The organism is Rania fehmarnensis, assembly GCF_056494185.1.
Genome location: NZ_CM151398.1, coordinates 6165393 through 6180272, shown reverse-complemented (window position 1 = coordinate 6180272; position 14880 = coordinate 6165393). Strand labels below are relative to the sequence as shown.

At 55.6% G+C, this 14880-nt stretch carries 9 protein-coding genes; 5 read left to right on the top strand and 4 right to left on the bottom strand.

What is annotated here, in order from left to right; genetic code table 11:
* Positions 1–129: 129 nt before the first annotated feature.
* From SH573x_RS21155 to SH573x_RS21140, 4 genes are all read left to right on the top strand, one after another.
* A complete protein-coding gene (locus SH573x_RS21155; RefSeq protein WP_479349763.1) occupies positions 130–2667 on the top strand; it encodes a tetratricopeptide repeat protein in 2538 nt (845 codons plus the stop codon).
* A 19-nt stretch (positions 2668–2686) separates the two neighbouring features.
* Positions 2687–3547, top strand: coding sequence for a DUF4159 domain-containing protein (locus SH573x_RS21150; RefSeq protein ID WP_479349762.1), 861 nt, complete (start codon positions 2687–2689; stop codon positions 3545–3547).
* Between the two features lie 17 nt (positions 3548–3564).
* A complete protein-coding gene (locus tag SH573x_RS21145) occupies positions 3565–4569 on the top strand; it encodes an AAA family ATPase (protein WP_479349761.1) in 1005 nt (334 codons plus the stop codon).
* Positions 4570–4942: 373 nt separating this feature from the next.
* On the top strand, positions 4943–6181 hold the full coding sequence (locus SH573x_RS21140; RefSeq protein WP_479349759.1) for a hypothetical protein: 1239 nt from the start codon (positions 4943–4945) through the stop codon (positions 6179–6181).
* Between the two features lie 405 nt (positions 6182–6586).
* On the opposite strand, the gene SH573x_RS21135 is transcribed toward SH573x_RS21140, so the two are convergent.
* From SH573x_RS21135 to SH573x_RS21120, 4 genes are all read right to left on the bottom strand, one after another.
* Entirely contained in the window at positions 6587–8035 is a 1449-nt protein-coding gene (locus SH573x_RS21135; protein WP_479349758.1) for a DUF1501 domain-containing protein, read from the bottom strand.
* Positions 8036–8050: 15 nt separating this feature from the next.
* The gene (locus SH573x_RS21130; protein ID WP_479349757.1) at positions 8051–11473 is read right to left on the bottom strand and encodes a DUF1549 domain-containing protein; all 3423 of its coding nucleotides are present in this window, start codon (positions 11471–11473) and stop codon (positions 8051–8053) included.
* Positions 11474–11879: 406 nt separating this feature from the next.
* Complete coding sequence (locus tag SH573x_RS21125) at positions 11880–12974, bottom strand: DUF1559 family PulG-like putative transporter (RefSeq protein ID WP_479349756.1); 1095 nt, start codon at positions 12972–12974, stop codon at positions 11880–11882.
* 180 nt (positions 12975–13154) lie between these two features.
* Positions 13155–14288: a DUF1559 family PulG-like putative transporter gene (locus tag SH573x_RS21120; protein ID WP_479349755.1), complete on the bottom strand. Its 1134-nt coding sequence runs from the start codon at positions 14286–14288 to the stop codon at positions 13155–13157.
* A gap of 264 nt (positions 14289–14552) precedes the next feature.
* Between SH573x_RS21120 and SH573x_RS21115 the strand changes: the two genes are divergently transcribed.
* On the top strand, positions 14553–14813 hold the full coding sequence (locus tag SH573x_RS21115) for a hypothetical protein (RefSeq protein WP_479349754.1): 261 nt from the start codon (positions 14553–14555) through the stop codon (positions 14811–14813).
* Positions 14814–14880: the final 67 nt, after the last annotated feature.

The window sequence follows — 14880 nt, the reverse complement described above, 5'->3', positions numbered from 1 at the left end:
TTTGTGATTTTGGGAATGCTCCGACCTGTGGCAAGCAATTGTCTGTGGCACGCGATGTTGGTCGCGCCAGTGATTGCGTTGGTCCTGATTCTCACTCCCTGTTCTCTCTGCTACTCGCAAACCTCACGCGTGCCTGACTTGGATGATGCGCGTGGCCTGTTTCATCAAGGCCAATACGACAAGTGCATCGCCATGACGCGTGCCGAAGTCGAACGTGGCGTGTGGCACGATGGTTGGTCCAAGTTGCTGATGCGCTCGCTGATGGCCCAAGGCAGATATGCAGAAGCCGTCGAAGTCTACGCCGCCGTCGCCGAAAAATTCAGCGCCAGTTTGCCGCTGCGTTTACTGGCCGTGGAGGCGCTGCGTTTTGCAGGTCAACCCAATGAAGCGCGAACCCTGCTCGGTCAAATCCAAGCCTTAGTGGCCCAAGCTCCTTGGCGATTTACCGATCGAGATAATTTGTTGGCCTTCGGTTACTACGAACTGACCCACGGTCGCGATCCACGCGAAGTATTGAACCTGTACTACGATCGGGCATTGAAGAGCGATCCACGCTACGTTGATGCGCAAATCGCGATTGCCGAGTTGGCCCTCAGCAAAAATGATTTCCAAGAGGCGGCCAATGCTCTTAAACAGGCTGAGAAGCTCTCCCCAAGCGATCCACACATTCAGTACTTGCTCGCCAAGACCTGGGCGCCTTCGGATAGCGCCAAAGCCACGGGCCATCTCCAAAAAGCCCTCGAGCTCAACCCCAATCATGCCGAAAGCCTACTGCTGGAATGCGAAGAGCTGATCGATGGTGAACAGTTTGATGACGCGAATAAACTGATCGACGAAGTGCTCAAGGTCAATCAGCTGCACCCCAAGGCTTGGGCGCTACGAGCGGTGATCAATCACTTGCAAGGCAAGTACCGCGAAGAAGGTGAATGCCGAGCCAAAGCCCTCTCGACCTGGCCACAGAATCCGGAGGTCGATTACGAGATCGGTCGCAAGCTGTCGCGATTCTATCGCTTCAGCGATGCCGTGCAGTACCTGCGTCGCTCGATCACGCTTGATGCCAACTTTACTCCTGCTCGATTTCAGCTGGCTCAAGATCTCCTGCGCATTGGCGCGACCGATGAAGGTTGGACCATGGTCGATCAAGTAACCGTGGCTGACAAGTACAACGTGGTGGCCTCGAACCTGGATACGTTGCGCGATCGCCTGGCCCAGTTTACGACGCTCGAGCACGACGGTTTCATCGTCCGCATGGATCGCAAGGAAGCCGAGATCTATGGCGGGCGAGTGCTCAAACTGCTCAGCGAAGCCAAGGAAGTCTTGACGAAGAAATACGACCACCAAATTGATGAACCTATCAACGTCGAGATCTTTCCTCAGCAGAGTGACTTCGCTATTCGCACGTTCGGCTTGCCCGGTGGTGCCGGTTTCTTGGGAGTCTGTTTTGGCAAACTGATCACGGCCAATAGTCCGGCTTCCCAAGGCGAAACGCCATCTAACTGGGAAAGTGTCCTGTGGCATGAGTTCTGTCACGTGGTGACCTTGCAGAAAACGTCCAACCGCATGCCGCGCTGGTTGAGCGAAGGCATCTCGGTGTACGAAGAACTGCAGCGAGACTCGAGCTGGGGACAAACGATGAACCCCATCTATCACAGCATGATATTGGGCGATGATTTTGTGCCACTGTCCAAGCTCAGCAGTGCGTTCTTGCAACCCAAGACACCAATGCACTTGCAGTTTGCATATTTCGAATCATCGTTGGCGGTCAGTTATATGATCGAGCGTCATGGCCTCGAGCGGCTGAAAAAGTTGCTCGTCGATTTAGGCCTGGGTGTACCCATGCAGGAAGCGCTGGCCCGCATCTACGGCGACTCGGAGGTACTGGATAAAGATTTTCAAGAGTACTGCGTCACCGCAGCCGGCAAGTTGTACAGCCAGCAACCGGACGAAGATGCCGAAGTGCCAACCCGCATCTCACTGGATGATTTGGAGAAGTTGGTCGCGGAACATCCCAAACACTACACCGCCATGCGCCAGTTGGCCGCGCGTTATCTGGCCGATGAAAAGTGGGATAGAGCGCTGGTGGTGCTCGAGAAACTGGACAAAGCCTGGTCGGCCGATGCCGAACTGGGTGGGACGCTCGATCAACTGGCAACCGTCTATCGCCGACTGAAGCGCGAGGATGACGAGCGGGCCACGCTCCAGCGCATACTTCAACATTCCAGCGATCACTTGCCGGCCATAACGCGTTTAATCGAGCTAGCCCAAGCGGCAGAGAACTGGGATGACGTATCGCGCTACGCCCAGCGACTGATGGCGGTACAGCCGTTGATCAGTCTAGGTCACACGGCATTGGCAGAAGCTGCCGCCCAGCGTGGTGACACAGCCGCGCGGGCCGAGGCACTGGCGGCTCTGCTACAACTGCAACCAATCGATGCAGGACGTTTGCATTATGAATTGGCCGAGTCGCAACTGGCACTCGGAGATATTGAACAGGCGCGCAAGCATGTTTTGATTACGCTCGAAGAAACACCTCGCTATCGCGCCGCCCAAAACTTATTGGCAAAAATTGTTCAGCAGCGCACCGCACAACAGGCAGCCACTACGCGCACATTGGCACTGCCCGATGAAGGTCAGCCACCGGCCCCCGATATTAGTTTGCCCAAATGAATTGTGGACGTTAACTAAAATGATGCTAACTCGACGCGGTATGCTTCTGGCAGCTCTGATCGTCATCATGTTCAGCACCTCGCTGCTGGCCTGGCAGTGGCAGCGTCGTGGTCGCCGCTCTTCGGAATTTGCATCGGGTGGCTTTTATATTGATCGCGGCGATGTGCCCGTCTGGCCCGTCGACAAAGACTTCGTCCGCGACACCTTCACGTTTGCTCGACTGCGTTACGATTCGCACTACAACGGACGCGGTGGAGACTGGGCAACTGACTTTCCTGACTGCGATCTGAATTTCTCGCTACGCCTGCAGCAACTTACTTCGCTGAAGGTCAACCCGTATCCTACGATTGTGACACTAACGGAAGAACGCGTGTTTGATTATCCGTTTCTGTACATGATCGAACCTGGTCGATTGTACTTTAGCGACGAAGAGGTCGTGGCCTTGCGCAAATACTGTTTGCGCGGTGGCTTTCTGCTAGTGGATGACTTCTGGGGCGACGAAGAGTACGACAATTTTCGCCAGCAGATCAAACGCGTCTTTCCAGAACGCGAGCCAACAGAGGTGCCACTGGAACACGAGATCTTTCATTGCGTTTATGATCTCAAAGAAAAGCCTCAGTTGCCATCGGTGCATGCTGCCCATCGATCCGGTGGCCAGACGATCTCCTGGGAATATCGACCTGGCAGTGATACGAGCATTCCGTACTACAAAGCCATCTACGACGATGACCAGCGTATCATGGTGTTCATCTGCCATAACACGGATTTGGGAGATGGTTGGGAACGCGAAGGACAGAACCAATGGTACTTTGAAGAGTTCTCTGTAAAAAAAGCCTACCCGATGGGCATCAACATCGTGACTTACGCCATGACTCACTGACGAAAGGCCGCCCCAGCGTGAACTTTGCTACACTTTCGGTAGAAGATGAACAACAAACTGTTCAGCACCTGCGCGATAGCCGAACGCGCATCGACCAAGAATTATCCAAGACGATCGTTGGTCAAAAGGAAGTCGTCAATCAACTGCTGATCAGTCTGCTGGCTGGCGGTCACTGTTTAATCACAGGCGCTCCGGGCTTGGCCAAGACACTGCTGGTGCGCAGCATGGCCCAGATCTTCCATTTGAAGTTCCAGCGCGTGCAATTCACGCCCGACTTGATGCCGTCGGATATTACGGGTACTGAAATTCTGGAGCAAGACGCCGATGGTCGGCGGAGCATGCAGTTTGTGCATGGTCCCATTTTTGCCAACGTGATTTTGGCGGACGAAATCAACCGCACGCCACCCAAGACGCAAGCGGCTCTCCTGGAAGCCATGCAAGAACATCAGGTCACGGTGGCCGGCAAGCTTTATCGCTTGGAAGAACCTTTCTTTGTGTTAGCGACACAGAACCCTATCGAGATGGAAGGCACATATCCCCTGCCGGAAGCGCAGCTTGATCGTTTCATGTTCAATGTGCTGATCGACTACCTGCCCCATGCTGACGAATTGGCAGTAGTCATGCAAACCACATCCGAGCGTCCAGCTCCCATTCAACAACTCTTCTCGGGCGACGATGTGCTCAAGTTCCAGGAAGTCGTGCGCCGCGTGCCTATTGCCAAAGAGACCGCCGACTACGCGGTACGCCTGGTCGCAGCCACTCGACCTGGTCGGCCTGAAGCTACCAAGTTTGTCAACGATTGGGTCAGCTGGGGTGCGGGTTTGCGAGCTGCTCAAACACTAGTGCTCGGCGCCAAGGCTCGCGCTCTGCTGGATTGCCGTGAGCATGCCACCAGCGAAGACATTCGCGCCCTGGCCCCACCCACACTCCGCCATCGCGTTTTGTTGAACTACAAAGCCGAGGCCGAAGGCGTCAATGTCGAGAACGTCATTACGTCGCTACTGGATACAGTGAAAGCGTAGAGCGGCTGTCCTCAGCCGCTCCGCACCCTCTAACCAAATTTTCGACCGACCATTGGCCCGGGAGGGCGAAGGTCCTCCTGAGCCCAACACCGCACCGAACAACGGACAACGTCCCGGGGGTAAGTGGTGATGGAAGGACCTGCGTCGGTGTTTTGATGCCAACGGTTAGTTTCCCCGGACCTATGTCCGTTCCTCATAACGGTGTTTGGCTCAGCAGGAGCCTTCGCCCTCCCCCAGCGCTGCCCTCCCGGTTTGAAAGCGATCTTGACGCATCGCGCGGGCATTGTGTACTTCCATGGCCGGGCGCGGGCTGTCGGCCTGCGCTGCGAGAAACTTGAACCGTTCTGTCAAAAATTTCATTGAGATTCCATCAGTGTCCCCGCTGCCCGCCAACCATTCCAGCTCAACGCCATCCCGGGGACAAATCCCGGTGCGCGCTCGGGGTGTGTCCCCGGTGGTGATGGCTATGCTGGCATTGGTGGCTCTGATCCCTGGCGGCTGCGCGCGGCGAGCTTACACCGACGTCTACGTCGAAAACATGGCCGCCGAAATTCGCGATCTGGAAGATCAGCTGTACGAATACGACGGCGAATACCGCCTGATGGAGCAGCAACTGCAATCCCTCAAATCCGAGAATGCTCAGTTGCGAGGGGCCATGCCATCCAAAGGACTGATGAAGGCTGCTCCTTCGCAGCCTGAAACCTTTGTGCCCCGGTCGGGCTCGGGCAACTATCCCCAGAGTCCCAGCGATAGCTCGAACATTGTGCCCTTTGGCAGCGGCCCCAGTCCTGCGCCTGCGATCGAGATCAGTCCGAACAAGCCCAGCACCCATCCACCCTCGATCAATCCAGCGGCACCGCTGCCCGATCCACTGAAGGTGCCGGGGGCTGATGCGAGCGATCCGATGGATCTGAAGGATCTCTCGCCGCCCACGATCGAGCCAGGCGAGCCGATGCCGCCACTGCTGCCGCCACCCAAACGCGATCCCAATACGCCAGTAACGCTGCACACTGAAAATGATCTCGAAGTCGAACTGGGTCGCGTCAACATACCGGCTCAGCTAGCATCCGACACCACCGGTCGCTTGCCCTCACCGGCTGCCATCGATCAAGCTCGCATTCACCCGCCAGCCGAGATGCCCAGCGATACACGCATCGTCGAAATAAAATTTCACCCCACGCTTTGCAAAGCCGTCAACACCGATCAACAAGATGATGAGGACGCGCTCTATCTGGTTCTGCAACCACTCAACGAGCAAGGTGAGTTCGTTCCGCTACCAGCTGACCTGATGGTGATGGCTCTCGATCTATCACGTGATGAGAAGCATGCGACAATCGGACGCTGGACGCTATCGACCAATGATGTGAAGAGCAAGATACAGCCGATTGGCAGCAGTCAAGGAATTCATGTCTCACTGCCCTTCTCAGGACCAACGCCACAGTGTGATCGCTTACTAGTGTTCGCTTACTACACGCTCAGCGATGGACGGCGAATCGTCGCCGAGCAAGAAGTGATGCTGAATAATCTGCATCGCCAAAGCACCGTATGGGTGCCACGTGCCAAAACCTCATCAGCAGTACGCACTGCCAGCGCCACCGGACCTGCCAAGTAATCTCAACGTCGTTTATCGTAGCGGAATGCGTCAAGCATTTCGTGCTCTGCAGTTGACGACAGGAATCGAAAGCCTTGACGGCTTCCGCTACAAAGCTCGCGTTACATTGCAAGCAATGCGAAAGCTGGCGTAATTATGCCAATGTCCCACAAGCACTATAGGCACACGATTGAGTCGCGTTACAATCGCACGCATCTGAAGTGCAGCACCCGTCAGTGAAGACCACATTTGTCACGGAAGACAACCGCTGCTTCAGAACAGTTGGCAAGAGCCAATCAATCGCACTCCAAGTTCCAGGCATGGCGACTGCAAGGATTGCAGTTCATGTCAAGGATGACAGCCGACGGTCAAGGATGACTGCGCCGGAACTGGAGAACCATCAGGCCAGTACTTCAGGCCAGTACTTCAGGCCAGCACAGCTTGGACAACTTCGCCGTGCACATCGGTCAAGCGAAAATCGCGGCCTGCGTAACGGTAAGTTAGTCGCGTGTGATCCAAGCCTAACAAGTGCAATAGTGTCGCATGCACATCATGAAAGTGGACTTTGTCGCGCACGGCAAAGTAGCCGTACTCATCGGATTCGCCATACTTGAATCCACGTTTGAAGCCCCCGCCGCAAAACCACTGCGTCATCGCGTGTGGGTTATGGTCGCGGCCATTGCGATCGCCTTCGCTAACGGGCGTGCGACCGAACTCGCCGCCCCACCAGACGATCGTATCGTCTAGCAAACCGCGGCGTCGCATGTCCGTCAGCAACGCGGCGATCGGTTGATCGACTTCGGCCGCGTTCTTAGCATGCTCGCGCAACAGGTCGCCGTGTTGATCCCATTTGTAGCTGTGCGATATTTGCACGAAGCGCACGCCGGCTTCGGCATAACGCCGCGCCATCAAACATTGGATCGCAAAATTGCGCGTCACTGGGTTGTTGATACCGTACAACTCCAATGTCTCAGGCGATTCATCTGAGAAGTCTTGTACCAGCGGTACTTCGTTCTGCATGCGAAACGCCAACTCAAACGATTCGATGCGACTCTCCAGTTCCTGATCTTCACCCACAGCGTGCATGTGCCGTTGGTTCAGCTCTTTCATCAAGTCCAACTCCAGACGCTGCAACTGCTCGGGAGTCTGCCGCTCGATGAACGGCACCTTGGCTTTATCCGATTCCAACCCCGCATAACCGATGCGCGTGCCTTGATAAACGGCGGGCAAAAACGCGGAGCCCCAGTTGTTGGCTCCGCCATGCGATAGCGATGGGCAAATGGTGATGAAGCCAGGTAGATCTTGGTTCTCGGTACCCAGTCCATAGGTCAACCAACTGCCAATGCTCGGACGAATGAAGGTATCGCTACCGGTGCTCAGTTCCAACAGGGCCGCGCCGTGGCGCGAATTCGATCCGTGCACCGAGTTGATAAAGCAGATATCGTCGACTTGTTTACCAATATGTGGAAACAAGTCGCTGACATAATATCCCGATTCACCGTACGGCCGAAACTTCCAAGGTGACTTCAGCAAATTGCCGGTCTTGCCCGAAACGACGCGTGGCTTGTCGAAGGGTACCGGTTTGCCATCGTCTTTTTCAAGTTGTGGTTTGTAGTCGAACGTATCCACCTGGGATGGTCCGCCGTGCATGAACAAAAAGATGACGCGCTTGGCCTTGGCCGGATAATGCGGCGCGCGCTCAGCCATCGGATTGTCCGAGTTACGCACGCCGACCTCATCAGCTGCTGACAACTGGTTCATCAAACCAGCCAGCGCCAGTGCGCCAAAGCCAACTCCGCTCTGGGACAGCAACTGTCGACGCGACAAGGGTTGTTGATGGGCGGCGTGCCAATGGCGAGGATTGAAAGCGTTCATAGGATCACTTATCCACTATTCGACGTAACTGAATTCGTTGGAAGCCATCAACACACGAGATAAACTCTGCCAGGCAACCGGTGGTTCCACGCCTTGATCGAGCGCATGCTGTATGAACGCACCTGCCGATTCAAGTTCGATGGATGCCGGCGCGCGTCTCAGGATGCGTTCATACACAGTGGTGATGCGCCGGTGACTATCTTCGGCTTGCGCGAGCAATTGATTGGCCGCCGTGAGCGCTTGCTGCTGAACCAGCTGGCTATTGAGCATCATCAAAGCCTGCGGGGCCACGGTCGACGTTTGACGTTCGCCGCTGATCATCGCTGGATCGGGGAAATCGAGCGTTTGCATTTCGTCCAGCACACCGCTGCGAATGACTGGCAAGTAAACGCTGCGACGTGGTTGGCTGTAATCCAAATCACCGCCCGCCGCCGAGTTCACATAGTTGTGGCTCTCAGTCTTCATTAAAGACCCACGCATAGTTAAATCCAGGCCACCACCCACCGTCAGAATCGCATCGCGCGTCTCTTCTGCGGTCAAGCGACGGCGATTGAATTTCCATAACCATGCATTCTCCGGATCCAGCGTCAAACACTCGTCGATGCGCTGTGCCTCCGCTTCATTCTCAGCCTGAGTTCGCGAACTGCGTTGGTAGGCGGCGCTCATGAGTATCTGTTTATGCAAGTGCTTGATCGACCAGTTGTGCTCGACTAGTTCCACTGCCAGCCAGTCCAGCAGGGGCTGGTTCGTGGGGGCTAAGCCTAACAGGCCAAAGTTATCCGTCGTCGGGACAATACCTCGACCAAAATGCCAGTGCCAAATGCGATTGGCAATCACCCGACTGGTCAGCGGATGATCGCCGCGTGTCATCCACTGAGCCAATTGCAGTCGACCGCTGCTCTCACCATTGATAACCGGATCAGTTGGTCGAGCCAGGATGCCAGGCATACGTCGCGAGACAAGTTTGCCCAAGACGACGTGACTGCCGCGCAAGTGGATCTTCAAATCTTCGGGTTTGGCTTCGGCGACACCCATGGCGCTAGGCAGTTGAGGACGTTCAGCTTCGATGGCTGCCAGTTGATCTCGAATTGTCTGGGCACGCTGTTCGTCCACTTCCGTGTAGTAGCGTTCATAGTCGCGCGTGGGACCATTCAGTGGCGATGCCTTGGCTGAAACATGTTTGCGCAGCTCTTGCATCGACTCGTCGTTTTCTGGGGCGAGTATCTGCTGGATAACTTTCGCATAAGTGTCGGCCAGCGCCGCTAATGACGCAGGCGGCTGACTCAAGAGTGCTTCGCGTAGCACAGCGGGAGTTTGTGCATGCAGCGGTGAGTCTGCAGCCAATTGAGCCCAAACTTGTTCAGCCCGGCTGTGAAACTCTGCGGGATACTCGGCCAGGTTCAGCCAGACACCATAGAAATTAAGTTCCGTCGAGTCGACTTTGGTACTGCGTTGGATCTCGGCCAGGTGCGTTCGCCACAAGGCGATCACCGGGAAGGTCATGCCGCTGGTCAGTCCTGACCGCGACAGGGCGACCGGTTCGGTACCAAAAGGCCAGGCAGTGCCGCTGGGTGTTTGATACACCACGGCCAGTTTGTCGATATGCGGAAACGCGCGGCGCGATTCTAACCGCACAACGTGTTTGCCAGCGCTCAATCGAGCCAATCCAGCCACGCTCCAGATCTGACCTTCGTGATACCAACTATCGGAGGTTTCCGTAGCCACACGCGTGTTGATATCTTTGTCGTCAATCTTCAGGCGTAATGGCCGGCGCTCCAGGGCCGCATAACGCAGTTCAATCGCATAGGTCCCGGCCTGCTGGATTTCAATGTCGTACTCGACGTCAGCTGTGCCACTGCTGCCGATGATGCCGATCTCTTTACCGTATTCATCGTAGTCGCGATCCACGCTGCCCCGCTGGTAACCTTCCGCTTCGATCAACGCGTAGCCGTTTTCGATCACGTAAGGTTGATCGGTTCGGTCAGCGAGGTAACCTGGTCCGCGGCTATCGGTGTGATTGACTCCGGTTTTCAACTGCTCGAGCGAGGCGGTGGTGAATTGATCGTACGCAATGGTGGCTTGCAAAGCTGAGCTGATCGAACTGCGAATCTGTTGCTTCTCGCGCTGGGCCACTGCCTGGTCGAGTTGGTTCAGTTCGCTTTGCTGGGCCGCAATTCGCTCGTCGATCAATTTGGACTGGGCAATGATCTCGGGTTCCGCCAGCTGCCGCTGAAACAGCTTGGCCACAACGTTATGGTTCTCCATCGTTTGCGAACTTTTGAAGATACCAGCCAGTGCATAATAGTCGGCCGCCGTCAGCGGATCGTACTTGTGATCATGGCATCGCGCACAGCCGATCGTCATGCCCATAAACGCCTGGCAGAGCACCGTCAACTGTTCGTCGATGATGTCCATCTGCATCTTGACCGGATCGTCTTCCGCCAACATCTTGGCTCCGATCGCCAGAAAGCCGGTGGCGACCAGTCGATCAAACGGCGAAACACCGGGCACAGGATCGTCGTCGACCAACAAGTCGCCAGCGATCTGCTCTTGCACAAAGCGATCAAACGGTTTGTCGTGATTGAAACTATCGATCACGTAGTCGCGGTAACGAAACGCATGCGGATAACCGATGTTCTCATCCAAGCCATTGGAGTCGGCATACCTGGCGACATCCAACCAATGCCTGCCCCACTTCTCGCCATAACGCGCTGAGGCTAACAGGCGATCGATCACGCGTTCATAAGCGTCGGGATCAGAGTCGTTCACGAAAGACTGAAACTCGTCGGACGTGGGCGACAGACCCGTCAAATCATAAGTCACGCGCCGCAGCAATTCTCGCTGGCCGGCAGGTGGATTGGGGCGCAGGCCGTGAGCGGCTAGTTGAGCATTGATCAATGTATCGATGGCTGTATGGGCCAGATATTGTTCATGGCCAGTGTGTTCGGCCAGGACGGGCTGCACGAGTGGCTGATAAGCCCAAAACGATTTCTGCTGGGGCGTGAATTGTGGTTGGTCGTCAACTGTTGGTATGGGTGGCGCAGGCAACGGAGTGGTTGAGTCTTTATTGGGCCAGGGAGCGCCCATCGCCACCCATTGGCTGAGCGTAGCCAGCTGCGTCGTGGTCAGCTTGCTCTTGGGTGGCATCTTCAGAAATTCATCGTGGTTGACGGCGCTAATCAGCAAACTCTCTTTGGGTTTGCCCGGCGTTATGGCCGCGCCCAGTTCGCCGCCGCGCATCAGCCCCGCATACGATTCCAAACTAAGCCCGCTTTCGGGATGTTCATCACTGTGGCATTCGATGCAATGTTCGTGCAGCAGCGGCCGCACTTTGCTTTCGAAGAACTCGATGGCTTCCGCGTCTGGCTCAGCTGCCTGCGCGATCAGACAATGGCTGAACAAAAGTGCAGCGACGATCAAGCGCTTGATCATGGACATGGCATTGGCACATATTGGAGAGGCGGTTTAACGCATGAGGCGGGACCTTTATTGTACCCGCCACTCGGGTAGGTATTCAATACGTCCCGTGAATGTAGAGCAGCTGTCCCCAGCTGCTCAGCACCCTCTAACCGAATTCTCGACCGACCGCATGATGGGGAGGGCGAAGGTCCTCCTGAGCCAACACCGCAGCGAACAACGGACAAAGGCCCGGAGATGGTGAATATTAAAACGCAGAGTCCGCAGAGTGCGCAGAGAAAACGCAGAGGGATTTTCTCTGCGATCCTCCGCGTCTCTGCGTTCATATATGGGAACCCGCAAACCAAATCCCCGACCGGACCAACGGTCGGTCGATGATTTGGTTAGAGGGTGCTGAGCAGCTGAGGACAGCTGCTCTACACCCGCTCTACCGAAAATCACCATCCAGCAGCTTATATGACTTATCAGGCACATCGCTGTTAGCGTCGTGGGGGGCCAGGAGCGATTGATAGACTCGGTAGTCGATGGTGTTGCTCAGCGTTGAAACGCTGCCGCCTAGAAAGGCGACGTTGGCCAGGCCGGTGTGATGCGAATTGGGTTTGGCCCACTGGATGTTGAAGTGGCGCTGCTTGGACCATGACCCGGGCGGGGCTAACTGTTCGTAGTCGGGCACGCCGGCCACTTTCGGCTGAGCTTTATACAGCCACAAAAGTCCGCCATGCGCGCGGATGGAATCGAAGGCGGATGTTTCGTCACCGTAGTAGTCTTGACCGTCGATCGCGGTCTTGGCCCAACCGGTTCGACGTCCGACGTAAGCCCAACTGTCGGTGTACAAATTCTCCGAAATGCCAATGGTCATCGTCAATCCGTCGCGGATGTCGGCCGCACGGGTGGGCCGGTGAGCGGCCGAGCCTAAGATCTTGGCTGGCTGGTTGCCAGTGAGCGTAGATTGCAGCATCGCGGGCAATTGATTGCTGAAGACACCGTTGGCTGGACGCGTCGACTGGAGCACGATGTCATGGTCGTTCAATGATTCGTAGCCAGGTGGTAAGGTATCGGCAAAGAAACCGCAGTTGACCGCAAAGCTGAGCGGAGCCATGGGCTCGCCAGAGTTTGGATCGCTCGAGCACAACAGCACAGCCAATTTGGGATAGAAGTCGCTGTTCATGGGGTTGGTGCCGCCCCCGCGACGATTCCACTGATCGGTCAGCTGCGCGTCCTGCCAGAGTTCGTACAAATGCTCTTGTTCCAAGTAAGGCAAGAGCGCGACGACCCAGGTGCCCACTTTCACGTTACCCAGTGGGTCTTGCCCAAAGGCTTCCACGTAACCCGGATAGCGCTGACGAGCCATTTCGAACTGCTGAACGGCTTTCATCAGCTCGCCTTGGCGATAAGCACATTGCACGCGCCTAGCACGATCGTGCGTGCCATTGGTGGAAGGCATCAGCAGGCCGAGCAGGACGACGAGCACAACAATCGCGACTGCTAGTTCGAGTCGCGTAAAAGCTGGCCGCCAACTCATAACCAGGCTCTCCGCACAAGCGACGATTGGTAAAAGTGAAATGCTTTATATGTAAAGTAAAATGCTTGATGCATCAAGTAATTACCGAAGGCTGTTGTAGGTTGCTTTACATGTGGCCGGTAAACGAAAAAAGGCCCGGCGAAACCGCCGAGCCTTTTAATGGTTGACTTACACGATCGCTTAGCGATAGTCGTCTTCTTTGAGGATGTACGATTTGATAGGTACATCGCTAGCCCTGGTGTGAGGCGACAACAGGGCTTGGTAGACAACGTAGTCGATACCTTCACTGAGCGTACTGACGCTACCACCGAGGAAGGCAGTATTTACCAATCCCGTGTGACCCGAGGATGGTCGTGCGGTTTCTAAACTCAAGGGCACGGAAAACTTATTCGACCCTGCAGGTGCACCGTTGATCTTGTTAGCTGGTTGGACAAGGGGGATGCCCGAGACTCCGTCTGCGCGGAAGAGCCAAACCATTCCAATGTTCAGTCTCGCCGCAGTTGCACTTGTGTCATCGCCGGCATAGGTTGTTCCGCCAACAGTCGTGGTTGGCCAAGCGGTTTCTGGTAAACCTGCGTAACCCCAAGGGCCTGCTTTAAGGTTTTCCGAAAACGCGATGGTTTGGGTCAAACCGTCTCGGATATTGTCAGCACGTGTGGGTGAGTTTGCTCGTGAAGCCAAAACGGCGAGCGTCGTGTTGCCTGTGTAGCAAGTGTTCACTGTCATTGGCACTTGATTGGAGAAGACACCGTTCTGCGGGCTAACGGCCTTCTGGGCAGCTTTGTCAGCTGTTAAAGCTCCGTAACCAGCATAGCCACCGTCATTAAAGAAGCCAGCATTGCATACAAAGCTGTTCTTGGCAAAATCTTCTTCGCTTACACTATCACTCGCACAGGTAAGCAATCGGAGGTTTGGAAAGAATTGCAAGCCGATATTGGCTGAGTTCGGAGAGAATCCACCATTGGCATTCCAAATCGCAGTCGTTGAGGGATCAGCCCAGAGATCGTAGGTCGGTTCCTGCTCGATGTAGGGGAACAGGGCAACTACCCACGTTCCAATCTTCGATGCTCCAGGAATTTGACCGCCACTGTTCTTACCAAATGACTCGAGGTAGCCAGGGTACCGCTTCTTGGCCAGCTCAAACTGTTGAGTAGCTTTGACCAGTTCACCTAAACGTGAGGCACACTCGGTTCGACGAGCGGCTTCGCGAGCAGCTTGGACGGCTGGTAAGAGCAGGCCGACCAGAACGCCGATGATGGCGATTACCACGAGCAGTTCAACCAGCGTGAACGCGTGGCGTGAGGAGTGACGCATGAGATTCCCCTTTGTGCAACGGACGGGCAGAGTTACGACGAGATTAGACCGGTTCAAAAATTACAAAACTCCCCAGGCTCTATTGTTGCAGCCTCCGTGATCCAAGTCCAGTCTCTTGTACCGCATTTTCCCTATATCCTGCCAGCTGCGTGGGCTATCGCCGCTTTCCCATCCAAGTTTCCCCGATCGACACCTTTTCACTGGCCGACATCTAAATGGTGGATCGCTCTGACCGGTATTGGCCCTTCAGGAATTGAATTCGTCATGCGCACGCTTATCTCGCTGGCCGTATTGGTTATCTGTCTGGCTAATTCGGCTCGAGCTGGCTCGCCCAGCTTTCCCTGGCACGCATCGCGCCCCGTCGGCCACGTACCCGTGCGCGCCCTCAGCCGACCAGCCACCACGCCCGTCGAACTCATGCCACCCAAACAAGCCTACCCCTACGGCTGGTTCGGCCCCAATCCGACCAAACACCCCAAACGCAGCTTCGGCAACGCCAAGAATTACACCCAGTGGTCCTGGTGAATGTTGTAGAGCCGCTGTCCCCAGCCGCTCAGCACCCTCTAACGCAATTCTCGACCGACCGTTGGTC